The sequence below is a fragment of the Yoonia sp. JB2-21 genome (genome assembly GCF_055693545.1).
On record NZ_JBVFUC010000001.1, the window covers coordinates 3329706 to 3354975 of the forward strand.

The 25270-nt window shown below is 56.6% G+C and carries 20 protein-coding genes; 14 read left to right on the top strand and 6 right to left on the bottom strand.

Annotated elements, in window-relative coordinates:
- The 3 genes from ACZ1G5_RS16820 to ACZ1G5_RS16830 are packed head-to-tail and all read left to right on the top strand — an operon-like array spanning nt 1 to nt 2563.
- Nucleotides 1-1104: an acyl-CoA dehydrogenase family protein gene (locus ACZ1G5_RS16820; protein WP_472733937.1), complete on the top strand. Its 1104-nt coding sequence runs from the start codon at nt 1-3 to the stop codon at nt 1102-1104.
- A 24-nt stretch (nt 1105-1128) separates the two neighbouring features.
- Nucleotides 1129-1977, top strand: coding sequence for a sulfurtransferase (locus tag ACZ1G5_RS16825; protein ID WP_472733938.1), 849 nt, complete (start codon nt 1129-1131; stop codon nt 1975-1977).
- Nucleotides 1967-2563, top strand: a complete 597-nt coding sequence (locus ACZ1G5_RS16830; protein WP_472733939.1) for a DsbA family protein — start codon at nt 1967-1969, stop codon at nt 2561-2563. The genes ACZ1G5_RS16825 and ACZ1G5_RS16830 overlap by 11 nt, the downstream gene beginning before the upstream one ends.
- A 60-nt stretch (nt 2564-2623) precedes the next feature.
- On the opposite strand, the gene ACZ1G5_RS16835 is transcribed toward ACZ1G5_RS16830, so the two are convergent.
- Nucleotides 2624-3232 (bottom strand): class I SAM-dependent methyltransferase, encoded by a 609-nt coding sequence (locus tag ACZ1G5_RS16835; RefSeq protein WP_472733940.1) that lies wholly within the window; start codon nt 3230-3232, stop codon nt 2624-2626.
- 160 nt (nt 3233-3392) lie between these two features.
- Between ACZ1G5_RS16835 and ACZ1G5_RS16840 the strand changes: the two genes are divergently transcribed.
- The 3 genes from ACZ1G5_RS16840 (at nt 3393) to ACZ1G5_RS16850 (ending at nt 8081) form a co-directional block, all read left to right on the top strand.
- The gene (locus tag ACZ1G5_RS16840; RefSeq protein ID WP_472733941.1) at nt 3393-5921 is read left to right on the top strand and encodes a penicillin-binding protein 1A; all 2529 of its coding nucleotides are present in this window, start codon (nt 3393-3395) and stop codon (nt 5919-5921) included.
- Between the two features lie 77 nt (nt 5922-5998).
- Nucleotides 5999-7123: a peptide chain release factor 2 gene (gene prfB, locus ACZ1G5_RS16845; protein ID WP_472733942.1), complete on the top strand. Its 1125-nt coding sequence runs from the start codon at nt 5999-6001 to the stop codon at nt 7121-7123.
- Between the two features lie 202 nt (nt 7124-7325).
- A complete protein-coding gene (locus ACZ1G5_RS16850; RefSeq protein WP_472733943.1) occupies nt 7326-8081 on the top strand; it encodes a DUF2189 domain-containing protein in 756 nt (251 codons plus the stop codon).
- Nucleotides 8082-8132: 51 nt separating this feature from the next.
- Here ACZ1G5_RS16850 and ACZ1G5_RS16855 read toward each other — a convergent pair whose 3' ends face one another.
- The 4 genes from ACZ1G5_RS16855 to bcp form a co-directional block, all read right to left on the bottom strand.
- Entirely contained in the window at nt 8133-8606 is a 474-nt protein-coding gene (locus tag ACZ1G5_RS16855; RefSeq protein WP_472733944.1) for a bactofilin family protein, read from the bottom strand.
- Entirely contained in the window at nt 8596-9903 is a 1308-nt protein-coding gene (locus tag ACZ1G5_RS16860; protein ID WP_472733945.1) for a DUF5930 domain-containing protein, read from the bottom strand. The genes ACZ1G5_RS16855 and ACZ1G5_RS16860 overlap by 11 nt, the downstream gene beginning before the upstream one ends.
- Nucleotides 9904-10083: 180 nt before the next feature.
- On the bottom strand, nt 10084-10872 hold the full coding sequence (locus ACZ1G5_RS16865) for a ferritin-like domain-containing protein (RefSeq protein ID WP_472734365.1): 789 nt from the start codon (nt 10870-10872) through the stop codon (nt 10084-10086).
- 11 nt (nt 10873-10883) lie between these two features.
- Nucleotides 10884-11351 (bottom strand): thioredoxin-dependent thiol peroxidase, encoded by a 468-nt coding sequence (gene bcp / locus ACZ1G5_RS16870; protein ID WP_472733946.1) that lies wholly within the window; start codon nt 11349-11351, stop codon nt 10884-10886.
- Nucleotides 11352-11452: 101 nt separating this feature from the next.
- On the opposite strand from bcp, the gene ACZ1G5_RS16875 reads away from it, so the two are divergent.
- The 7 genes from ACZ1G5_RS16875 (at nt 11453) to lpdA (ending at nt 19356) form a co-directional block, all read left to right on the top strand.
- The gene (locus ACZ1G5_RS16875; protein WP_472733947.1) at nt 11453-12715 is read left to right on the top strand and encodes an AsmA family protein; all 1263 of its coding nucleotides are present in this window, start codon (nt 11453-11455) and stop codon (nt 12713-12715) included.
- Entirely contained in the window at nt 12712-14598 is a 1887-nt protein-coding gene (locus ACZ1G5_RS16880; RefSeq protein ID WP_472733948.1) for a hypothetical protein, read from the top strand. Before ACZ1G5_RS16875 ends, ACZ1G5_RS16880 begins: the two co-directional genes overlap by 4 nt.
- Complete coding sequence (locus ACZ1G5_RS16885) at nt 14595-14747, top strand: hypothetical protein (RefSeq protein WP_472733949.1); 153 nt, start codon at nt 14595-14597, stop codon at nt 14745-14747. Before ACZ1G5_RS16880 ends, ACZ1G5_RS16885 begins: the two co-directional genes overlap by 4 nt.
- Nucleotides 14744-15796 carry a tRNA preQ1(34) S-adenosylmethionine ribosyltransferase-isomerase QueA gene (gene queA / locus ACZ1G5_RS16890; protein WP_472733950.1) on the top strand — a complete coding sequence of 351 codons (1053 nt, stop codon included), beginning with the start codon at nt 14744-14746 and terminating at the stop codon, nt 15794-15796. Before ACZ1G5_RS16885 ends, queA begins: the two co-directional genes overlap by 4 nt.
- A 95-nt stretch (nt 15797-15891) precedes the next feature.
- Nucleotides 15892-17160: an MFS transporter gene (locus ACZ1G5_RS16895; protein ID WP_472733951.1), complete on the top strand. Its 1269-nt coding sequence runs from the start codon at nt 15892-15894 to the stop codon at nt 17158-17160.
- 115 nt (nt 17161-17275) lie between these two features.
- Nucleotides 17276-17857 carry a DUF924 family protein gene (locus ACZ1G5_RS16900; protein WP_472733952.1) on the top strand — a complete coding sequence of 194 codons (582 nt, stop codon included), beginning with the start codon at nt 17276-17278 and terminating at the stop codon, nt 17855-17857.
- A 104-nt stretch (nt 17858-17961) separates the two neighbouring features.
- Nucleotides 17962-19356 carry a dihydrolipoyl dehydrogenase gene (gene lpdA, locus ACZ1G5_RS16905; protein WP_472733953.1) on the top strand — a complete coding sequence of 465 codons (1395 nt, stop codon included), beginning with the start codon at nt 17962-17964 and terminating at the stop codon, nt 19354-19356.
- A 66-nt stretch (nt 19357-19422) separates the two neighbouring features.
- On the opposite strand, the gene ACZ1G5_RS16910 is transcribed toward lpdA, so the two are convergent.
- Nucleotides 19423-22185 carry a vWA domain-containing protein gene (locus ACZ1G5_RS16910; protein WP_472733954.1) on the bottom strand — a complete coding sequence of 921 codons (2763 nt, stop codon included), beginning with the start codon at nt 22183-22185 and terminating at the stop codon, nt 19423-19425.
- A 225-nt stretch (nt 22186-22410) separates the two neighbouring features.
- Between ACZ1G5_RS16910 and uvrA the strand changes: the two genes are divergently transcribed.
- A complete protein-coding gene (uvrA, locus tag ACZ1G5_RS16915; RefSeq protein ID WP_472733955.1) occupies nt 22411-25269 on the top strand; it encodes an excinuclease ABC subunit UvrA in 2859 nt (952 codons plus the stop codon).
- The last annotated feature ends 1 nt before the right edge of the window (nt 25270 follow it).

Here is a 25270-nt window from a genome sequence, read left to right on the forward strand (position 1 = left end):
ATGACCCTACAGGAAAAGATCGCTGATCCCTTGGCCATGCTGACCCGCGTAGATGCGGTGGCCTCAAAACAACTGATGCCTTTGGCGCGCGAGATTGACGCGGGGCTTTACCCCGAAGAGATCATGCGCGCTTTGGGTGCGGCTGGCGCGTATGGTGCCCATGTGCAGTCCGAAGCGCTGGACATGGGCGCCACGATTGAGGCAATCGCGCGCAGCGGCGAGGAATGCATCTCTACTGCGTTTTGTATGTGGTGCCAGAATGCGCTGGCATGGTATGTCGCCTCCTCCGAGAATGAGACCTTGAAAGCGACCCTGTTACCAAAGGTGGCAAGCGGCAGGGTGCTTGGCGGTACCGGTCTGTCAAACCCGATGAAAACCTTCTTTGGTATCGAAAAGATGCGCCTGAAGGGAACGCGCGTCGCCGGTGGCTACACTGTGCGTGGGGCGCTGCCTTGGGTGTCCAACGTTGGCCAAGATGGATATTTTGGCATCGTTTTCTCGGTGACAGAGGGCGAGACAACCAAGAATATCATGGCAGTGGCGCGTGGTGATCAGCCGGGTGTCAAAACCGTTCTTGACCATGACTTTATGTCGATGGCGGGCACGGCGACCCGTGCGGTGCAATTCCGCGATGCCTTGATCGAAGATACCTTTGTTCTGGCTGATCCAATTGATGATTATCTGCGGCGCATTCGCCCGGGCTTTGTCCTGATGCAATGCGGTATGGCGTTGGGTATGATCCGCTCCTCCATCAAGTTGATGGAGCAGGTCAAGGACCAGCTGGGTCACGTGAATAAATACCTCGAAAAGCAGCCCGAAGACTTTGCGATGTTGCTGGCTGAGCTTGAGGCCGAAGTCATGAACCTCGCGCAGACACCCTACGATACGTCGATCCCGTTTTTCCGCCGTGTTATTGCGGCTCGCTTGCGCGGTGGTGAGGCTGCGGTCGATGCGGCACATTTTGCCATGCTCCATTGCGGTGCGCGCGGTTTTGTCAGCCAGGGTGCTGCCCAACGACGGTTGCGCGAGAGCTACTTTATCGCGGTCGTGACCCCCGCCACAAAACAACTCAGAAAAATGCTCGCTGAACTGCCTGTTGACTGAAACTCCCATATGAAAGGAATATTCATGACCTCCGTTCTCATATCTCCAGAAGAACTCCCTGCACTATCTGATGCGGTCATCATTGACACGCGCGCCCCCGAGGCCTTTGCCGCAGGACATATTCCTGATGCCGTGAACCTGCATGACATCTTCACATTTCTTGCGACATCAGACGCGGATGGTATGGCCGCGGTGACGGAGAAGTTCGCCGAAGCTTTTGGATCTGCCGGACTTGATGGATCCAAGACCGCTGTGATCTACGAACAGTCGATGAACACGGGGTTTGGTCAGTCCTGCCGTGGATATTTTTTGCTGAGCTATCTGGGTTATCCGTCAATCAAAGTGCTGCACGGTGGTATGGCCGCCTGGGAGGCCGCGGGTATGGTGGTGTCGACAAAAGCCAGCATGCCTGAACCTGCAACCTTCCCCGTTGATCCTGCCTCGGCCAGCCTGATGTTGACCGTTGATGACATGAAAGCGGCGCTTGGGTCGCCCGTTATCGCGCTGTTGGATGTCCGCGACGTTGATGAATGGGTGGCGACCAGCTCTTCACCCTATGGCGTGGATTTCTGCCCGCGCAAGGGCCGCATCCCCGGCGCAAAATGGATTGAATGGTATCGCATGATGAAGCCCGGTGCGGATGGTCCTGTCATGAAGTCCGCTGAAGAGGTTTTGGCCGAATGCGCTACCGTCGGCATCACACCAGATACGCCCACCTATATCTATTGCTTCAAAGGCGCGCGCGCATCCAACACGTTCCTTGCGCTGAAAGAAGCCGGTTTTAAGGATGTGCGCATCTATTTCGGCTCTTGGAACGAGTGGTCGCGCGACCCTAACCTGCCGATCGAGGAAGGTTTGCCCTATGCCGGGTAAACCGGCCATTGATTACTATTTCGCGCCGATGTCGGGATATGCCTATCTTGGTCATCAGCGCTTTATGGCTCTCGCCGATGCGGCGGGGGCTGTGGTGCGTTATCATCCGCTGGATATGTCGCAAGTGTTTGCAGCGGCTGGATCTTTTCCGCCCGCGAAATACCCAGAGGTCCGTCAGCGCCACCGCAAGGCAGATATGGCCCGTTGGGCAGAGAGGTTTGGCCTCCCGATCAATACGACACCTGCCTTCTGGCCGGTGCCGATGGGCTTGGCATGCCGTGTAATTGCTGCGTCAGGCGACGCTCGGGCCCATGTAACGCAGGCCATTCTGTCAGCCGTCTGGAAGTATGACCTGAACATCGCAGAGCCAGCCAACCTTCAGGTCGCTCTAACTCAGATCAACCTTGATGCTGCTGCGCTGCTAGAGGCGGCCGGCCTGCCTGAGACAGAAGCGCGTGCCAGTGACATCACGACCCGTGCCATTGACATGGGTATCTTCGGATCACCCACCTATGTTCATGCGGGCGCCTGGTATTTTGGACAAGACCGGCTTGATTTTCTAGAAGCAGCCTTGGTGGGCCAATGAACAAAGGCGGGTCCATTTTTGCCCTTTGGGACGATTGTTCCGACCTATCACCGCAGCAATCTAAGGACGGTATTGCGCGAGCCAAACAGTGTGCTGTCCGCAGTCAGGGTCTTCGGGGATGTAGTACAGGATTTTGAAGCCAGCGTCGGTCAGCAGGTCCCGGTATTCTGCAGGGTCAAGCGATGCATGATAAATCGGCGCATCACCGACAGATCCGATCGCTTCGCCGGCGATATGACCTGAGGTGAACATGAGCGCCGCGCGCGGGGCGGCGTGGGCGGCAAAGGTCGCGAACATGGGCCGCTGATCGTCTGCTGACAGATGGAAAAAGCTATTCCATGCTAAAATCGCGTCAAACTGGCGGTCGAGGGCAAGGCCGCGCATGTCGGCCTGCACGACTTCGGCCTTTGGCAGCGCTGTGCCATAGAGACCGACCATTGTTTTCGCCGCATCAACACCTGTGAGCCTTGCGCCGCGTTCGGTCAGATAGGTTGCCATCGGTTGCCCTGATCCACAGCCCAGATCCAGAACGCGCACCGCACCCGTGCTGCGTGGTGCTGTGGTCATGAACCGATCAAGCCACTGTTTTTCCATCAGATTACGATTGCGCCGCTTTGCCCAAATCTGGCCGACACGTTCGTAGGTGGGAATGACATCTTCTGCATGCATGCCGCCTGAATGGAGCGTCGTGATACCCTGCGCAAGACCTCATCAAAAAGTGACGACCCAAGCGGCATCATCTGGCCGAACGCGGCATTTGGCCTTTTGACGCTGGCACGTTGGGCGCGTATACCGTTCTTAAATAATCCAGGCTGGGGCCAGTTTTTCCGTGTTTCGTTTCATCATCTCATTTTTCGGCGGTCTTTTCACGCTGATGACACTTGGCCTGATCATGGTGGCGCTGGGGATTGGCGGTGTGCTGTTCCTCTATGGCCGTGATTTGCCAAGCTACGAAACACTGTCGCAGTACACGCCCAAAACCATCAGCCGGATTTATTCTGGCGAAGGCCAGATTATTGATGAGTTTGCTGTCGAGCGGCGTTTGTTCACGCCAGCCCCTGAGATCCCTGATATTGTAAAGCAGGCGTTTATTTCGGCGGAAGATAAGAACTTTTACGAGCATTCCGGTTTTGATGCGATGGGAATGGTTTCGGCCGTCGTTGATGCCGTGCAGTCACGCGGAGAAAACCTGCGCGGTGCGTCGACAATCACCCAGCAGGTGATGAAGAACTTCCTGTTGGATGGGTCGCGCAGCGGCGTTGCAGGCATTGAGCGTAAGATCAAAGAGTTGATCTTGTCGGTGCGTATTGAGGGCGTGATGTCGAAAGAGCGCATTCTAGAGCTCTATCTGAACGAGATTTTTCTGGGTCAGAACAGTTTTGGTGTAACGGCAGCGGCGCTGACCTACTTCAACAAACCGTTGACTGAGCTCACGGCGGGCGAGGCGGCCTATTTGGCGTCACTGCCCAAATCACCCAGTAATCGCCACCCGGTCCGGGATCGTGATGCGGCGATCTTTTGGCGTAACAACACGCTGCGCGAAATGTTTGAAAACGGCTATATTGATCAAGCTACGTATGATGGTGAACGTAATGCACCGCTGTTGTCAGTACAGGGCGGAGACTACCAAGATTTCCGCGATAGCCTGCCAGAGCGGGACTATTTCACCGATGAAATTCGCCGCCAGTTGAGCCAGAACTTTGGAGAAGAGGAATTCTTCTCGGGCGGTTTATCAATCCGGGCTACGGTCGATCAGGAATTGCAGGTCACCGCCCGCCATTCGTTGCAGCGCGCGCTGGAGAGTTATGACCGCGATCAGGGCATCTGGCGCGGAACAGAAAAGACAATCCCGGAAGAGACCTTGGGCGATGAAAGCCTGTGGCGGGCTGCGTTGTCGAACGTGACTGTCGCGCGTGATGTGGATTTCGGCGGGCAATGGTACCCTGCGGTTATTCGCGATGTAGCTGAAAATACGCTAACTATTGGGATCGAAGGTGTGCAGGAAACCGACGCCGAACCCTTCGTGGTGCCGCGCGAGGATATCCGTTGGTTGGTGGGTGATTTCTTTGACAACTTCACCCCCGGGGACGTGGTGCATGTCCGCCGTCTGCTGAATGACGAGGGCAATTTTGTGCGCTGGTCCTTGCGTCAGGTGCCCGAAGTGCAGGGCGGCTTTATGGCGATGGACGTCAACACAGGCCGCGTGATCGCGATGCAGGGCGGCTTTAGCTATCAACATTCCGTCTTTAACCGCGCGACGCAGGCGCAGCGTCAGCCCGGTTCGTCTTTCAAACCGTTTGTTTATGCGGCCGCACTCGATAGTGGGTATTCGCCCGCGACGATTATTGTGGATGCGCCGATTACGATCAATACGCCGCAGGGCACATGGCGTCCGCGCAATGCGTCGAACCAGTTCTATGGCCCGACACCGATGCGAACCGGGATCGAGCGGTCGCGGAACCTGATGACCATACGTCTGGCCCAAGAAATCAGCATTGATACTGTGGGTCGCTACGCCGAACGCTTTGGTGTGTATGAAAACATGAACCGCGTGCTGGCCGCCTCGCTGGGCTCGGATGAGACCACGCTGTTCAAGATGGTTGCGGCCTACGCGATGTTTGCCAATGGCGGCGAACGGGTAGAGCCGACTTTGGTCGACCGTGTGCAGGATCGTTATGGTCACACCGTTTATCGGCATGATCAGCGCAGTTGTCTGGATTGTAATCAAACAAACCTTCCTGAAGGTGACGCACCGCGCATCGTTACCAACCGTGACCGGGTCATGAACGAGATCACGGCTTATCAGCTGACTTCTATGATGAAAGGTGTTGTTGATCGCGGCACGGCGAGCAGTACGGTGAACCTGTCGGTGCCGATCGCGGGCAAGACGGGTACCACAAACGACGCCAAGGATGTATGGTTCGTTGGCTTCTCATCCAATATCGTTGCTGGTTGCTATATCGGGTATGATACGCCGCGCAGCCTTGGTCGTAGTGCCTCGGGTGGTGGTTTTTGTGGACCGGTCTTCAACAGCTTTATGCGTGAAGCGATTGATAAATATGGCTCTGGCCCGTTCCGCGCCCCTGCTGATTGTCAGTTTATCAACATCGACCGGTTCAGCGGCGCGCGCCTGCCCAACAGTGCCTCTGGCGACAATGTCGTCAGTGAGTGTTTCCGTCCCGGCGAAGAGCCTATTTTTGGCATCATGTTCGACGGTGGCTTTGCCATGGGGGCTGATCTGCCGCTTTTTGATGACGTGCCGCGCACGCAGCGTCAGGTCACCACATCGACCGGTGAAACCGCGACGGTCGGTGAGAAAGCAACCTTTGGAACGCTGTCCTCGGGTGGTCTTTACTGACCATGCGCTTGTGGCGCGCGGGGTGGCGCGCTAAGACCATCCAACACTGAATCCTCGACCATAAGACAGGTAGCCCCATGCGCGCGGAATTACAAAATACTGTAGAGGCGATTGAAAAGTCGCTTGCTCTGCTTGCCCAGCGAATGGACAGCGAAACGGCCCCGCATCGGTTGGAGGAATTCAACGCCCGCGTTGAAGATCCGACTTTGTGGGACGATCCTGAGGCAGCACAAAAACTGATGCGTGAACGTCAGCTCTTGGTTGATGCGATGGGCAACTATGACAGCATCAAACAGGACCTTGCGGACAATATCGAATTGATTGCATTGGGCGAGATGGAAGAAGACGCCGAGGTTGTCGCAGAGGCCGAGGCGGCCCTTATCAAGTTGGCAGACAAGGCGGCCAAGAAAGAGCTTGAGGCGTTGCTGGATGGTGAGGCCGACGGCAATGATACTTTTCTTGAGATTAACGCAGGGGCGGGTGGGACCGAGTCCTGCGACTGGGCCAATATGCTGGCACGCATGTATGTGCGATGGGCCGAAAAGAAGGGCTACAAGGTCGAATTGCAGGCCGAACAGGCCGGTGATGAAGCCGGGATCAAATCCGCGTCTTACAAGATCAGCGGGCATAATGCCTATGGGTGGTTGAAGTCTGAAAGCGGCGTGCATCGTCTGGTGCGGATTTCGCCGTTTGATAGTGCTGCCAAGCGCCATACGTCCTTTACATCCGTCAAGGTCTATCCGGTCGTTGATGACAACATCGAGATCGAGGTGAACCCCGCTGATATTCGGATTGATACGTACCGGTCGTCGGGGGCGGGCGGACAGCACGTGAACACGACAGACTCTGCCGTGCGCATCACGCACGCGCCGACGGGTATCGTCGTCACAAGCTCCGAGAAATCACAGCACCAGAACCGCGACATTGCCATGAAGGCCCTGAAGTCGCGCTTGTATCAGATCGAGTTGGATAAGCGCTCGGCCCTTGTCAACGAAGCGCATGAGAATGCGGGCGATGCCGGTTGGGGTAACCAGATCCGGTCTTATGTTTTGCAGCCCTATCAGATGGTCAAGGATCTGCGCACCAACTTTGAGACGTCAGATACCAAGGGCGTCCTGGACGGTGATCTGGATGGTTTGATGGCTGCGACTTTGGCGATGGATGTGTCGGGTAAAAGCCGCGCAGAGGCAAACGCAGAGTAGGGCGGGAATGTCGGTTTGCGGACCTTCCCATCGCTTATTTTGGTCTTTTCAGATGCTGCGCAGAACAACCGCCCGAACGCGACCTGCCTTATACTCTGGGTTCAAACATCTCCCAAACATTCCGCAGCCTCACCCTTATTGATCCAACGCAAGGACTCGGTGTTTCGTAGTGCGATAATCAGGCCAGCGGGGAGGGATCAGGATGATTGAGGCAAGCGACAAACCAGTGGTGCAGCGTTTGGTCCTTTCGGATGTTGCGGCCGTCTTGCGTGCCGGCCTTGGCGACTTTCGCCGCGCCCCGCAGTTTGGCCTCTTCTTTAGTGCGGTCTATGTAGGTGGCGGATTTTTGATGCTGTGGCTTGGGGCCGGGCATGTGACCTGGACCCTTGCGACATCGCTGGGTTTCCCCTTGATCGCACCATTTGCCGCCGCCGGTCTTTATGAAGTGAGCCGCCGGATGGAGAAAGGTGAACCGCTGGAATGGCGCCAGGTCTTGGGCATTGTCTGGAACGAGCGCACGCGGCAGTTGCCGTGGCTGGGGGCGATTATCGTTATCTACTTTTTGTTCTGGACCTTTCTGGCCCACATGATTTTCGCCTTGTTTATGGGGCTGTCGACGATGACGAATGTAGGTCAGAGCCTTGACGTGTTTCTGACACCAAACGGGTTGATGATGATCGCGGTTGAGTTGATTGTCGGTGCGGTTTTGGCCTTTTTGCTGTTTTCAATGACAGTCGTCAGCTTGCCGCTCGTGCTTCACCGTGAAGTGGATTTTGTGACTGCGATGCTGATCAGCATAAAAACGGTCCGGGCGAACCTGCTGGTGATGATGGTTTGGGCGTTGATCATTGCAGTGCTGTCGTTGCTCGCACTTTTGCCGTGGTTCTTGGGACTGATCGCCGTTTTGCCAATCCTGGGTCACGCGACCTGGCACCTGTACCGCCGTGCATTACAGTGAAACGAAAAAGGGCGCCCCGAGAGACGCCCAATTACGACAATGTCAAAAGGTTCAAACTTTCGGCTCTGTCGTTGGCATCTTTTTCGCGCCAGTTGCCAGCGGATCATCCTGACGCTGAACAGAGCCTTCGAAATGCGCACCGGACTCTATTGCGATTGTCTTGTGGATGATGTCACCCTCAACACGCGCAGTAGATGTCAGGCGGACCTTGAGGCCGCGAACACGGCCAACGATCCGGCCGTTGACAACAACATCGTCGGCAACAACTTCGCCTTTGACGGTCGCACCGTCGCCGACGGTCAGCATATGCGCACGGATATCGCCTTCGACCTGACCTTCAATCTTGATATCGCCAGAGGTTTTGACGTTACCAGTGATCAGCAGATCAGATGACAGCACAGAAGGAGACGGCTTTGCTTTTGGGCCTGTGGGCTTGTCGCCGCCCTTGGCAGCGTCGGCGGCTTTATTTGCATCAGCGTCGGACGCTTTCGGTCCGGGCTCATTGATTTTGGATTTAGAAAACATCTTGTCCAGCTCTTATATAAGTCATGGGGTTGACGGGGTTGCCGTTTACACGGACCTCGTAGTGAAGGTGGGGGCCAGTCGAGCGACCAGAATTCCCCATAGCACCAATTCGTTCGCCACGCGAGACTCTTTCCCCGACGGACACATCCATTGCGTTCAGGTGTGCGTATCTTGTCTCAATTCCAAACTCATGACGGATCTTGATCAGACGGCCATACCCCGACGACCAACCCGCATGTGTCACAACACCATCAGCTGTCGCGTAGATTGGCGTGCCAATCGGCCCAGCAAAATCAGTGCCGGCGTGCAACCGCCCCCAGCGTGGGCCAAAGCCTGATGTATACCGGAAGTTCGCCTTGACCGGAATTGAGAAGGGCGCTTTTTCAGCCGCAATCCGATACAGATTGATACGGTCCATCGCCGTCAGGATCGCGTTAGCGCGCAGTGCATCAGGGTCTGGATTCCCACCACGGGTCGAAAACTGGATCGGTGTCAACGGCCCGCCGGTGCCCGAGTAGCCGCGGCGCACCTGATCAATAAGGTTGTCAGGGTTCATGCCCGCGGCGCGAAACATTTCGTCCAGAGGTTCGACCGAGACCAGCATCGCCTCTTCAAGTTGACGGAAAATCTGGTCGTTGCGCTCTTGCAGAAGCCGCAACTCAAGCTGCATCTCTTGCGCCTGATCAATCGCGAATTCCGCGTCTGCTGCGATTTGGTCGCGTTCGGATGCCGTGTCTGCAAGCGCCGTTGCAAGCAAGCCCACAGTGCCTGCGGCGTCGTCGCTGATGGACGCTGTGCCTTCGTCCACATCGTCAGCGGACAGGGCGGCGACCTCGCGCCGGGCTTCTTCGCGGGCCCGCATCGTGTCGCGCAATGTGGCTTGCACAACTTCGAGACCGGTTTCCAGCTCGCGCCGCTTTTCTTCGGTGGCCAGCAGTTCGGACTGCATAATCGAAATTTGCCGCAATGCCGAATTGAACCGTTCTTGCGCGGCGAGGGCTTCCATCGCGCGCGCATCGCGTTCGGTCGACAAAGCGTTCAGGCGCTGTTCATAGGTCAGTTGATCACGCTGTGCTTGGGCGCGGAAGTTCCCTGCGCCAATGCTGTCCATCAACAAAATTGCGGTCGCGACAATGGTCCAGGCAACGACAATGATGCTGCCGGTCCAAGCCACCAACTGCGTTTCGGGCTTTAGTCTGATAAAACGCGTTTCAGTATCAGATCGCAGAAACAAACGTCTTTCCGGAAAGACGCGTTCCAGCATCATGTGGATGCGTGTTGTCAGTCGTGATCTCACGGTGGTGCCTGTCCTGTCCCGTTTGCTTATCGCCGGAGCCCACCCGGCAAGTCTTGAAACCGTTTAAATGCCTCATTGCGTCCCTGCAAGAATATTGCGCGCTTTTTGTGCAGAAAACCTTCGTTTATTGAGTGCTGGGCGGGGAATTGCCTATGGTTTGGTTGACCTATGGGCAGCTTGTCAGGTGCCCGAAAGCGGCCAGTAGAAGTCTGGTGGGATGCCGGCCTCTGCGCGTTTTTCTTCATTGAAGGGTGGTTTGAGCGGCCCGTGGAAATACTTGCGCACAAGGTCGTGGAATACGCCTGTCGGATCCAGATCATGCCGTCCGCATAGAAAGTGGAACCACTTGGATCCATAGGCGACGTGATGCACCTCTTCGGCGTATATCGTCTCGAGTGCCGCCACAGCATCGGTCAGTTTTGCCTGCTTGAAGATCTTGATCATTCCGGGTGTGACGTCCAGCCCCCGCGCTTCCAGCACCATAGGGACAACGGCCAGCCGCCCCATCAGATCGTCGGCAGTGTCTTCTGCGGCCCGCCACATACCAGCATGCGCAGGCAGTGCGCCATAGCGACTGTCCAAGGCTTCAAGACAGTCGCACATCAGATTGAAATGTTTTGATTCTTCGTCTGCGGCTTTGACCCAGTCATCGTAGTATCCGATGGGTAATTTGGTGTCGGAGAACCGCGCAATGATATCCCAATGCAGATCGACCGCATTCAGTTCGATATGCGCAACGGCGTGCAATAACGCGATGCGCCCGGCCTCTGTTCCCGGCTTGCGATGCGGGACGTCGCGCGGATTGAGCAGTTCCGGCTTGTCCGGACGGGCAGGCAGTCGCGGTGGTTTTGCGTTGCCTATTGCGATGTTTTCACCGGCTGCGCGTGCGGCTTGCCATTGCGCTGCGTATTGGCGCGAAAGGGCCGTTTTTGCCCGACCGTCCGCGGTCGTCAGAACCGCCACGGCCATTTCGGTCAGGGTCACAGGGCGCGGACCGCTTCAAGCACGGCATCGACATGGCCGGGTACGCGGACTTTGCGCCACGCTTGTGCGATCTTGCCGTCTGCGTCGATCAAATAGGTTGCCCGTTCTATGCCCATGTAGGTTTTGCCGTACATGCTCTTTTCAACCCATGTGCCATAGCGTTCGCAGACATCGCCGTCTTCGTCTGACAAGAGCGCGATCTTCAGCTCATGTTTGGCGACAAATTTGTCATGCTTTTTGACGCTGTCCTTTGATACGCCCAGGATCACGGTGTCGCGTGCGGCGAAGGCATCTACGGCTTCAGTGAAGCCGATCGCCTCTTTCGTGCAGCCGGGCGTGTCATCTTTTGGATAGAAATAGAGCACGACCTTCTTGCCTGCAAAGTCTGACAGCTTCACCATCTCGCCGCCATCACGGGGCAGGCTGATGTCTGGGGCTTTATCGCCGACGGAGGGCTGGGTCATGATATATCCTTTGCGTCGTGTTAACTTCTTGGTTTTGTTTTAGTCCGTGACAGGCAAAGATAAAGACCTGTGGCGCAATTGCCCCTAAAACTCGAGAGAAGATGGACCCGGCGACCCAAAAACAACGCGAAACCAAAGCTGAGCCGCAGCGCCCGAAGGGCATGCATCCTTGGGTATTTCGGCTGCGCGCCCTTTTTGTGGTTTGTTTGCTACCGCTCGTTTTTGCCGCTGCTGCTGCGGTGATGATCATCGACCGCGATATTACCGCCCCCAGTTGGATCACCGAACGAATTGAAGCCCGGGCGGAGACATTGCTGGATGATGCGACTTTAGACTTCGGGGCAATCACGATGCGGATTGGTTGGGATATGCACCCAACCGTGCGCATCGTTGATACGCGGTTGGTGGACCGCGGAGGTCTGACCCTGACCCGTGTACCAATAGTTGAGGGACTGATTTCGCCGCGCGGCCTGATCCTGCAACAAGACGTTCTGATGCAGGATGTTCGGTTGATCGGCGCGCAGGTAAATTTGCGACGTGCCAGAAGTGGCGAAGTCTCTTTTGCATTTAGTGCCGAGGGGACGGCCTTGGGTGAAGCGGCATCGCTGCCTGCATTGCTTGAACAATTTGATCAGGTCTTTGAACGTCCGGCTTTGGAAGCATTGGAAACCGTCCGGGCGGATGGGTTGGTTGTGAATTTTGATGATGCCCGGGCCGGCCGAAGCTGGATTGTTGATGGCGGTGTCGTGTCTCTCGATCTGCGTGGCGGAGAGACATCCATGCGCGGCAATTTTTCGCTTTTGTCGGGCCGGGCAGGGGTCACCAACGTGAGCCTGACCTATGCGAGCCCGCGCGGTCGTCGTTCTGCGGCAGTGAGCCTGACGCTTGATGATGCGGTCGCGACCGATATTGCCGCGCAATCGCCTGCGCTGAGTTGGTTGCGCGGCGTGGACGCACCGATTAGTGCTGCTTTGCGCACCGAATTGGATGAGGATGGCGCGTTGGGGCCGTTGAACGCCTCGCTTGAGATTGGCCGGGGCGTTTTGCAACCGAACCCGGCGACACAGCCAATCGCCTTTGATGATGCGCGCGCTTACTTCACCTACGACCCGGCGCGGGACCGGATCGCCTTTAGCGAAATAGCGCTGAAGACCGAGTGGGGCAGCTTGCGTGCAAGTGGTGATGCCTACCTGCGTGACTTCACTGATGGGTTGCCCCGCGCCCTGCTGGCACAGTTTCAGTTCAGCGATATTGCACTGAACCCACCGGGGTTTTCGAGACGCCACCTCAAATTCAGCAGGCGGCTGCGGATCTGCGCCTGCGCTTTGATCCGTTCACGGTTGAGATTGGCGAAATGGTTGTGATCGACGATGACACCCGCGTGCGCGGTAACGGCAGGATTGTTGCGACCGATACAGGCTGGGATCTTGCCTTTGATACGCAGATCAACCAGATCACGCCTGACAGGCTTTTGGCGTTCTGGCCTCTGACCATCAAGAGGGGCACGCGCGCCTGGGTGTCCAACAACCTAAGCGACGGTCAGTTGTTCAACCTGAACGCCGGTGTTCGGCGTGCCCCTGAACACGCAACGCAGGTGGCCCTTGGGTTTGAGTTTACGGGCACGACGGTGAAGTTTCTGGGCGACATTCCCCCTATCCGACAAGCAAAGGGTGTGGGTAGCGTTGAAAACAACAGCTTTGCCGTCACGATCGACGACGGGGTGTTGACTGCACCGCAAGGTGGTCCGATGCAGTTTGCGGGATCAAGCTTTACGATGGTCGATATGCGGTTAGACCCATCGCCTGCCATTGTGGACCTGAAGATTGACAGTTCGCTGACCGCGGGCCTGTCCGTGTTGAACCGACGTCCTTTCCAATTCATGGATAAGGCCAATTTGCCCGTAACGATTGCTGACGGGCGTGCCGCGATCCAGGGACAAGTGACATGGCCGTTGATGCCGCAACCTGATCCTGACAGTATTCTGTTTGAATTGACATCGCAGCTGCGCAATGTGCGCAGCCAAACACTGATGCCTGGCCGTACCTTTGCCGCACCGCGTCTTGAGGTTACAGCCAGCCGACGCGGGGTGAACATTGCCGGGCCCGCCCGGCTTGGCGACGTCGCGGCGGCTGGCGCGTGGGATCAGCGGTTTGGCGACCCGGATCGCCCCGGCAGCCAGTTGCGGGCGGACGTTGCTTTGTCACAGGCTTTTTTGGACGAGTTTGGCATTGCCTTGCCGCCCGGCAGTATCGCAGGCAATGGGTCTGGGACGTTGTCCGTTGATTTTCGGCAGGGCAGGCCACCGGCATTTCAATTGACCTCTGATCTGCGTGGTTTGACCGTCGGTATCCCGGCGGTGGGTTGGTCAAAAGGGCCGCGTACTGCTGGCAGCCTGACTGTCGCCGGTTCGTTAGGAGCGGCCCCAGCGATTGAAACCTTGGAAATCGCGGGTGGCGGCCTGCAAGCGCGGGGTCGGATTGATGTCAGTGCCACAGGCCAATTGGAGGCCGCACAGTTTTCGCAACTGCGTGTCGGCGATTGGTTTGATGCGCCACTCACTTTGCGTGGCCGCGGTGTGGGGCAACCTTTGGGCGTCGAAATCCGGGGTGGCTCGCTTGACTTGCGCAACGCGGAATTTGGTACCGGCCAAAGCAATGGTGGGCCTGTCAGCATCATCCTTGACAGGCTGCAGGTCACTGAAGGGATCGCGTTGACGAGGTTTCGTGGTGACTTTCGCAGTCAGGATGGGTTCCGCGGGCAGTTTACGGGTGCGCTGAATGGTGCTGCGACTGTTACAGGAACTGTCGCACCACGGGGTGGCCGTTCCGGCGTGCAATTGCGCAGTGACGATGCAGGTGCAGTGCTGCGTGCTGCCGGCCTGATGCGCAGTGCCATTGGGGGCACGGTCGACCTGACGCTTTTGCCAGAGGGCGCAGCGGGGACCTTTGATGGCACATTGCGTGTTCGTGACATCCGGGTACGGGATGCACCGGCTATGGCCGCCTTGTTGGATGCAATCAGCGTTGTGGGATTGCTGCAGCAGCTTGACGGGCAGGGACTGGCCTTTGATGAGGTCGATGCGCGGTTTCGACTGACGCCCGAGCGCGTGATTATCACCGAGGCAAGTGCTGTCGGCCCGGGGCTTGGCATTTCGATTGATGGGCTCTACACGCTCGCCAGCAAACAACTTGATCTGCAGGGCGTCGTGTCTCCATTTTTTTGGTCAACAGTATCGGATCTTTCTTGACCCGCCGGGGCGAAGGGCTGATTGGCTTTAACTACACTATCCGCGGCACATCGGATGCGCCGCAGGTTGGTGTAAACCCGCTGTCTGCACTGACGCCGGGCATGTTTCGCGAGATATTCCGCAGACCTGCGCCGGACATCCCCCAATGAAGCTGAGCGAATTTGACTTTGACCTGCCGGAGCGTTTGATCGCAACGCGCCCGGCCCGCCCACGATCTTCGGCGCGTCTTTTGCTGGCGCAGGGACGTGCGATCGAAGACCGCATTGTCAATCAATTGCCCGATATTTTGCAGCCCGGTGATCGTCTGATCCTGAATGATACCAAAGTAATCCCTGCACGCCTTTTTGGTTTGCGACACCGGTCGGGCGAGGCGGGTGACACTGCCGCCAAGATGGACGTCACGCTGCTGGAGCCGCGTCCTGATGGTGCTTGGTCGGCTTTGATCAAGCCACTGAAGAAGGTGCGGGATGGTGAGGTGATTGTCTTCTCTGATGACCTGAGCGCCGAAGTCGTAGGGCGCGGTGACGGGCAAGGCTACCTTGCGTTCAATCTGAAGGGCGACGACTTTGATGCGGCGTTGAACGCGGTGGGCGCAATGCCATTGCCACCCTATATTGCAGGCAAGCGTCCGGCGGATGAGGCGGATAAGGACGACTATCAGACCTATTGGGCACGCCATGCGGGTGCCGTCGCGGCACCAACAGCGTCACTACACTTTGATGGTCCGCTATTGGATGCCCTCGCAGCACGTGGCGTGCAGTTTACCCATGTGACGTTGCATGTGGGGGCGGGGACATTCCTGCCGGTCAAGGTTGACGATGTGCGCGATCACAAAATGCATGCCGAGTGGGGTGAGGTCACGCCGCAGGCCGCAGAAGAGATCAACGCAACCAAAGCTGCCGGCCACCGGGTGATCCCGGTGGGCACGACGGCGTTGCGGCTGATCGAAAGTGCAGCACGACATAACCTGATGCAGTCGTGGACAGGCCCCACGGATATTTTCATTACGCCGGGCTTTGCGTTTCAGATTGCCGACGGTCTGATGACCAACTTTCATTTGCCCAAATCCACATTGATGATGCTGGTATCGGCCCTGATGGGCACGGACACGATCCGGGCGATTTATGATCATGCCATAGCAGAAAATTATCGTTTCTTCTCTTATGGTGACAGCTCGTTGCTTTTGCCGAAGGGATAGGGCGCGAACGAGCGAGACCACGTCGCTATTGTGTGATGTTTTTGGTTTAGAATCGTGTGATAGGGCGGTTCTGCTTTGGCCGGAAAGGGCGCACGATGTTCCAAGTATTCACAGGCTCTTGGGCCTTGTTTGTCGGCATGTTCATGTTGATGGTTGGAAACGGCCTGCAAGGCACGCTGCTGGGTTTGCGCGGCGAGGCCGAAGGCTTTAGCACGCTGGCGCTGTCGATTGTGATGTCAGCGTACTTTCTGGGTTTTTTGTTCAGCTCGCGGTTCACACCTGAGTTGATCCGCAGGGTTGGGCATGTTCGTGTCTTTGCCGCTTTGGGATCAATGATATCCGCAGTTCTGATCGCATATCCGGTGCTGGTCGACCCGCTGCCTTGGGCGATTGGCCGCGTGATCATAGGGTTTTGCTTTTGTGGTGTTTATATCACCGCCGAAAGCTGGCTGAACGATGCCTCCAGCAATGAAAACCGCGGCAAGTCATTGTCGGTTTATATGATCGTGCAGATGGCAGGCATCGTCTTTGCCCAGTGGATCGTGACGACCGGCGACGTTGCAGGCTATGTGTTGTTTATTATCCCGTCTATTCTGGTGTCGCTGGCTTTTGCGCCAGTATTGCTGTCTGTCAAACCGATGCCCGCGTTTGAAACGACCAAGCCAATGCGGCTTCGCGATCTGATCAAGGCGTCGCCCTTGGCTTGCGTGGGGATGTTCATGCTGGGTGGCGTGTTCTCTGCACAGTTTGGCATGTCCGCGGTCTATGGCAGCCGTGTCGGGCTGAGCGTTGGTGAAATCTCGTTCTTTATTTCGGCGATTTATGTCGCCGCACTGGTTTTGCAATATCCCATTGGCTGGCTCTCAGATCGCATGGATCGGCGTATTCTGATTATCTGGGTGTCCCTCTTGGGGGCGGCCGGATCCATGATCGCATTCCTTGTGCCGGGGTATTTCTACCTGATCGTGCTGAGTGGCGCGATTGTCGGCGGCACGTCAAACCCGCTTTATGCGTTGTTGATCGCATACCTCAATGACTATCTGGAGAAAGAGGATATGGCGGCGGCATCTGGTGGGCTGTTGTTCATCAATGGGGTTGGCGCGATCTTAGGGCCGCTGACCGTGGGCCTGATGATGGATTTGATTGGTGACAACGGGTTCTGGCTGTTCACCGGGATATTGATGGCCGCAGTCGGCGGCTATGGTCTTTACCGTTCAACGCGACGTAGCCGTGATGACATTGAGACAGACTATGTCAGCTACGCGCCTGTGTCTGCGGCATCGACCCCGATTGCAGCGGAATGGGCCCAAGAATACTATATCGAGGAAGAAGCCGCGATGGAGGATGATACCGCACAGAACTGACGAAAGTGTCACTTCGAAAGATCAAGTGAACAGGGTCAGGATCAAAGGACTTGTCAGACGCAGATTTGTCTGTTTGCAATTGTAAAGAAATTGTAAACCACCAAGGAGCGGTGCTGTGGCAACCCCCGACGAGGTATTGGCGTTCTGGCTGGATGAGTGTTCACCAGCCGATTGGTATAAATCTGATCCTGAATTTGATAACGATATCAGGGAACGGTTTGGCGCTACATGGCAAGAGGCCGCTGAGGGCGCGCTTGGGCTTTGGCTGACATATCCTTCGGGGACACTGGCCTACATCATTCTCACTGACCAATTTCCGCGGAATATGTTTCGTGATAGCGGCGATGCTTTTGCGACGGATGATGTGGCGCGTGCTGCGGCCAAGATGGCGATTGACCGCAAATGGGACATGAAAATTGATGAACCTGCGCGCCAGTTTTTTTACCTGCCATTGATGCACGCCGAAAATCTTTGCGATCAGGATCGTGCTGTCCGACTAATCCATACCCGTATGCCAGAACATGGTGCCAACAACGTCGATCACGCCTGCGCGCACCGCGCCGTCATCCGCGATTTCGGGAGATTCCCCTATCGCAATGACGCTTTGGGACGCAAAACCACACCGGCTGAGCAAGTATTTTTGGATTCCGGCGGCTATGGTGCGGCAATTCGCGCGCAGCAATCATCAGCAAAATAAGGCGTCTTGCACCTATTGGGTAGCTGATATGACCTAAGGTCACTAGAGGTCGTGCGAAAAGTAGTTTAGTGTTCAACTAAATTTGGAACTGGAGGGCTACACGCATGGCAGCGCAGAACTTTGACCTGATCGTAATTGGTGCCGGACCGGGCGGCTATGTGGCTGCAATCCGGGGCGCGCAATTGGGGATGAAGGTCGCCATTGTGGAACGCGAACATCTGGGTGGCATCTGCCTGAACTGGGGCTGTATCCCGACAAAAGCGATGTTGCGGTCCTCGGAAGTATTCCACCTGATGCACCGCGCCAAGGAATTTGGCCTCAAGGCGACGGGTGTCGATTATGATCTGGACGCGGTCGTTAAGCGCAGCCGGGGTGTTGCGGGGCAACTGTCAGGCGGTATTGGCCATCTGATGAAGAAAAACAAAGTCACCGTCTTCATGGGCGAGGCGACGATCCCGGCGAAGGGCAAGGTGTCTGTCAAAGGCGAGAAGGGCACCGATACGTTGACCGCCAAGAACATCGTTCTGGCCACTGGCGCCCGTGCACGCGAATTGCCGGGGCTAGAGGCGGATGGCGATCTGGTTTGGACTTATAAGCACGCGCTTGAGCCCAAGAAGATGCCAAAGAAATTGCTGGTCATCGGCTCTGGTGCGATCGGGATCGAATTTGCCAGTTTCTACAACACACTGGGTGCTGACACGACTGTCGTTGAAGTTATGGACCGCGTGCTGCCCGTTGAAGACGCCGAGATTTCAGCATTCGCCAAAAAGCAGTTCGTCAAGCAAGGCATGAAGATCATGGAGAAATCTATGGTCAAGCAGTTGGACCGCGGCAAAGGCAAGGTGACCGCGCATATCGAGACAGGCGGCAAGACCGAGAAGATGGAGTTTGATACCGTCATCTCTGCTGTTGGGATTGTCGGCAATGTTGAGGGGCTGGGCCTGGAAGAGCTGGGCGTCAAAATCGACCGCACCCATGTTGTCACGGATGAGTTCTGCCGCACCGGTGTCGAAGGTCTTTATGCCATCGGCGATATCGCGGGTGCCCCGTGGTTGGCCCATAAAGCCAGCCACGAAGGTGTGATGGTTGCTGATCTGATTGCTGGCAAACATGCCCATCCGGTCAAACCAGAGAGCATTGCGGGCTGTACGTATTGCCATCCGCAGGTGGCCTCTGTTGGCTATTCGGAGGCGAAAGCCAAAGAACTGGGCTATGACGTCAAAGTGGGTCGTTTCCCCTTCATCGGCAACGGCAAGGCGATTGCTTTGGGCGAGCCTGAGGGCATGATCAAGACCGTCTTTGACGCCAAAACCGGTGAGTTGCTCGGCGCACATATGGTGGGTGCTGAGGTCACCGAGCTGATCCAAGGTTATGTTGTGGGTCGCCAACTCGAGACTACTGAGGAAGACCTGATGAACACAGTATTCCCGCACCCTACATTGTCAGAAATGATGCATGAAAGCGTGCTGGACGCCTATGACCGCGTCATCCACATGTGATGTGGGTCGCGACCATGGCTTAAGTGTCAAAGTGCCCGCCTTGGTTTGATCCGAGGCGGGCTTTTCTTATTCGATCACCAATGGGCGTGACCCGACTGATAACTCACCTTGCCCCGTGAAATATTGGATCAGATAGTCGCCCGGCTCCTCTGGCAGCGTCAGTGTGACCGGGTTTTCTGTGCCGTGATAGATATAGGTCTGCCACCGCGCGCTGCCTTCTGCGCCAACGGGGCCAACCCCGATATAGTCACCATCATAGCCCGGTCCGTCCCATCCGATTGTCAGGTCGCTGCCCGGTGCGGCGGTGTCAGGTGCGATCAGCTGAACCTCAAACCCCGTGACGGTGATGGCAGACGTTTGCAGGATCGACTGATCTTGGCCTGCGAAATACTGGATCAGGTAGTCGCCCGGCACGATGGGCACCAAAACATCCAGTGGGTTGCCATCGCGGGTATAGGTATAGTTTTCCCAACGCGCGGTGCCTTCTGCGCCGACCGGCCCGATCCCGACATAGTCACTGTCATAGTCGGGACCGTCATGGCCTATCTGTATCGTTGATCCGGCGACAGCGGTGTCAGGTGCGGTCAGGGTGACCTTGGCTGGTGTTACTGTCAAAGTCTCGGATGCGAGCACTTCCTGATCCTGGCCCAAAAAGTACTGCACCAGATAGTCGCCGGGGGTCACGGGCACCAATAGGTCCGACGGAGAGCCGTCTTCAAGGTAGAAAAAGTTGGTCCAGCGCGCCGTGCCTTCGGCGTTGGCCAACCCGATACCAACGTAGTCGCTGTCGTATGCAGGCCCGGACCAGTTGACCGATATCGTTGATCCTGCGACAGCTTCGGCAGGCAGGGTCAGGCTTGCGCCGACGGTCGTAGCCGTGAACGGGACTGAGGCCAGAACGCTGCGATCTTGCCCAAGGAAATATTGGATCAGGTAATCGCCGGGCTCTGTCGGCACGGTCAGTTCGGCTGGCGAACCGCCGTCAAAGTAGAAAAAATTTGTCCAACGCGCGCTACCTTCGGCGTCGGGCTTCCCAATGCCGATGTAATCGCCCTCATAGTTCGGTCCGGTCCAATCTATTGAAATAACAGAACCTGCCTCTGCCTCTGCGGGGGCCGTGATTGACGCGCGGGTTTCAGTTACTGTGAAGGGGACGGAGGTCAGAACGCTGCGGTCTTGCCCAAAGAAGTATGTGATCAGGTAGTCGCCGGGTTCTGTCGGCACTTCAAGTTGCGAGGGCGAGCCGCTTGCCACGTTAAAGTATTCGTCCCACTGCGCATTCCCTTCCGCGTCAGCGGCACCGATCCCGATATAATCGCCGGGGTAATTTGGCCCCTCCCATGCTACAGAAATCATGGAACCTGCTTGGCCTTCGGCGGGGGCATCGAGTGTGGCGCTTACCGCAAGGACCGATATCGGTACGCTCGTCAGGATGCTGCGGTCTTGGCCGAAGAAATAGCCGATGATGTAGTCACCCGGCGCGGTGGGCATTTCGAGCTTTTGAGGGCTTTTGCCGAGGGTGTAGTAGAAGTTGTCCCAACGGGCGCTGCCTTCTGCACCAACTTTTCCAATTCCAATATAGTCCCGGTTGTAGTCCGGCCCGGTCCAGCCAACAGTGATTTCGGAACCGGCCAAAGCCTCGGCAGAGGCGTCAATCGTGCCTTCGACCGGGGTGAGGGTGATGGCGGCCTCGCCAATCGCGGTGCGGCTATCGCCCAAGAAGTAAGTGATCAGATAGTCACCCGGTGTCATGGGCAACTCAAGCTCACTTGGATTGCCGGTGCGCGTAATGGTGGAGTTTTCCCAACGTGCGCTGCTTTCGGCATCAGCCAAGCCAATCCCGATGTAGTCGGACGCCATCGCGGGGCCTTCCCAGCCAACCTGAATAGTTGCGCCAACCGGTGCCGTTGCGGGCGCGATGATCCGCGCGGTCGGTAGCTTTTCTGCAAAGAACACTTCGACGGCTGTGCCACTGCTGACCACGACGAACTGTGCATCACCGGTGTCTTCGCCAGCGACGGAATATGCGCTGGCGGTGTAGGCACCCTCTGGCAGATCAAAGGTGAGGGGGTTGCCGATCGCATCTTCTGCGATCAGTCCATTGCCGTCATTGATGTCCCATAGGATCGGCGTGTCGATCAGCGCTTTGTCGTCACCGATGTAGGCTGTGAAAGTGACGGGAATTAAGACGGGTTCTGGTTCGGGTGCGGGCTCCATCACCATTGCGGTCATCGCAAGGTCAAGTTCATCGGCATTGGACGCCGTCAGGAACTGCCCGCCGGTTTCTTCTGCGATGCATTGCATTTGTGCCAGCGCTTCGGGGTCTGATACGTCAAAGCCTACGACATGGGCGGTAAAGTTGACGCCTGCCTCTTCCAATACGCGCGCGGCGGCGCATGGGTCGGGGTTGCAGGTCTCCACACCGTCAGACACCAGAATCACCGTCGCGCTGTCTTCTGTGTATCGCAGCGCTTCTGCTGCTGCGATCACGGCGTCTGTCATGGGCGTTTTGCCAAGCGGGCTGATACCGTTCACGGCTGTGACGATTTGATCGACTGTGCCGGGAACAGGGGCGACGATGGTTTCGATATCGGTGCAATTGCCCCGTTCGCGATGACCATAGACGGTCAGGCCAAGGCCTTGGTCGTCGGGGAAGTCTGCGAGCAGGCCGCCGACAACCTCTTGTGCGATTGTGATCTTTGCGGTGCCGTCAATCTGCCCCCACATCGACCCAGAGCCATCAATCACCAAAATTGTGTTGGGTTGGTCTTGGGCCGTTGCGGCCGTAGAGAGGCTTCCAAGTAAAATACAGGTGGGCAAAAACCGCATGAGAGCTCCTTGGGTAGATCATTTTCCCTCAGGAAAACATGCCGTCCAGAAGACCGCTAGAAGAATCGTGCGACAAGTCCGGAATTTCTGACCACTGACCCATGTCAGTTGGTGTCATGAGGGGGCGGCGAATAATTTTGCATATGTTCCTATTTTGTTCTAAATCTGGGGTGGCAGGTCTGCTTGGGCCTGCTATCTGATAGGGCAGAAGTCCTGGGGGTCGACATGGCTGAGCTGAAGAACATCGAAGTACGCGGCGCGCGCGAACATAACCTCAAAAACATCGACGTGGATATTCCGCGCGATCAGCTTGTGGTGATCACCGGGCTATCGGGATCGGGCAAGTCGTCGCTGGCCTTTGATACCATCTATGCCGAAGGGCAGCGGCGCTATGTGGAATCGCTGTCGGCCTATGCGCGCCAGTTTTTAGATATGATGGAAAAGCCGGATGTGGATCACATCTCTGGCCTGTCGCCTGCGATTTCAATTGAGCAAAAGACGACGTCCAAGAACCCCCGTTCGACCGTCGGCACGATCACTGAGATTTATGACTACTTGCGTTTGTTGTTCGCCCGCGCAGGTACGCCGTTCAGCCCGACCACCGGTTTGCCGATTGAAGCGCAACAGGTGCAGGACATGGTCGACCGTGTCATGGCACTGGAAGAAGGCACGCGCGGCTATCTACTGGCCCCAATCATCCGCGACCGCAAGGGCGAGTACCGCAAGGAATTTCTGGAACTGCGCAAGCAGGGTTTTCAACGGGTGAAGGTTGATGGTGAGTTCTATGAGTTGGATGAGCCGCCAACGCTGGACAAGAAGTTCCGCCATGACATTGATGTGGTCGTCGACCGGATTGTTGTGCGCGAAGGGCTAGAGACCCGGCTGGCCGATAGTTTCCGCACAGCACTCGACTTGGCCGATGGGATTGCCATTCTGGAAACGGCCCCGAAAGAGGGCGATCCAGAGCGCCTGACCTTTTCCGAGAATTTCGCCTGTCCGGTGTCCGGTTTCACGATCCCCGAGATTGAACCGCGCCTGTTTTCTTTCAACGCGCCCTTCGGGGCCTGTCCGTCATGTGATGGTTTGGGGGTGGAGTTGTTCTTTGATGAACAACTGGTCGTGCCCGATGTAACCCTAAAGATCGCCGATGGTGCTTTGGCCCCATGGCGTAAGGGCAAATCGCCCTATTTCTTGCAAACCATTGAGGCGATTGCCAAGCATTATGGTTTCAACAAGAACGCGCGCTGGAAGGATCTTGATCCGAAGGTGCAAGAGGTATTCCTGCGGGGGTCCGGCAAAGAAGAGATCAAGTTCCGTTATGACGAGGGCGGGCGCGTCTATCAGGTAGAGCGCGCGTTCGAGGGCGTGATCCCAAATATGGAACGCCGCTATCGCGAGACGGACAGCAACTGGATCCGCGAGGAGTTTGAGAATTTCCAGAACAACCGCAATTGCGGTACCTGCGGCGGCTACCGTTTGCGGGAAGAGGCTTTGGCGGTCAAGATCGGTGGACTACATGTCGGTCAGGTCGTGCAGATGTCCATCAAAGAGGCTTACGACTGGTGCCAAGAGGTGCCTGCTGCGCTGACCAAACAAAAGAACGAGATCGCTGCAGCGATTTTGAAGGAAATCCGTGAACGTCTGGGCTTTCTGAACAACGTTGGACTGGAGTATCTGACATTGTCGCGCAATTCCGGCACGCTGTCGGGTGGTGAAAGCCAGCGGATCAGATTGGCCAGTCAAATCGGTTCTGGCTTGCAGGGTGTTCTTTATGTGCTCGATGAGCCGTCGATTGGCCTGCACCAGCGCGATAACGACCGTCTTCTGACCACGCTGAAGAATCTGCGTGATCAGGGGAATACCGTGATTGTGGTCGAACATGATGAAGAGGCGATCCGCGAGGCTGATTATGTTTTCGATATTGGTCCGGGGGCTGGGGTTCATGGTGGTCAGGTGGTGGCCAAGGGCACCCCACAAGAGATTATGGCGACCGAGGGGTCGGTGACAGGGCAATATTTGATTGGTGCCCGCGAAATTGCGGTGCCGGCCAAGCGCCGAAAGCCGAAGGCCAAGAAGCTGAGCGTTGTGAAAGCGACGGGCAATAACCTGCAAAATGTGACGGTGGATTTTCCGCTTGGTGTTTTCACCTGTGTCACCGGCGTGTCTGGTGGCGGGAAGTCCACGCTGACGATTGAAACGCTGTTCAAGAACGCCTCGATGAAGCTGAATGGGGCCCGACAAACACCGGGGCCTTGCGAGACGATCAAGGGGTTTGAGCATCTCGATAAGGTCATCGACATTGATCAACGCCCCATCGGGCGCACACCGCGGTCGAACCCCGCGACCTATACCGGGGCTTTTACGCCGATCCGCGAATGGTTTGCAGGTATGCCAGAGGCGAAAGCTCGTGGCTACAAGCCCGGGCGGTTCAGTTTCAACGTCAAGGGTGGACGCTGCGAGGCCTGTCAGGGTGACGGTGTCATCAAGATCGAGATGCACTTTCTGCCGGACGTTTATGTGACCTGCGAAACCTGCAAGGGCGCGCGCTACAATCGCGAAACGCTTGAGATCAAGTTCAAAGGCAAATCTATTGCCGATGTGTTGGATATGACCGTTGAGGATGCGCAGACGTTCTTTACGGCCGTCCCGTCGATCCGGTCAAAGATGGATGCTTTGATGCGTGTTGGTCTGGGCTACATCAAGGTTGGTCAGCAGGCGACGACTTTGTCAGGTGGCGAGGCCCAACGGGTCAAGTTGAGTAAGGAATTGGCGCGGCAATCGACCGGGCGCACGCTTTATATTCTCGATGAGCCGACCACGGGTTTGCATTTTGAAGATGTGCGTAAGTTGTTGGAAGTGCTGCATGAACTGGTTGACCAGGGAAACTCTGTTATTGTGATCGAACATAATCTGGATGTGGTGAAGACAGCAGACCATATTATCGACATCGGCCCCGAAGGTGGGGACGGCGGCGGAAAGATCGTGGCGACCGGGACCCCGGAAAAGGTGGCGGGGGTCGCGGAGAGTCATACGGGGCGCTACCTTAAAGAAATGCTGAACGCGCAGAAGGTTGCGGCAGAGTAGG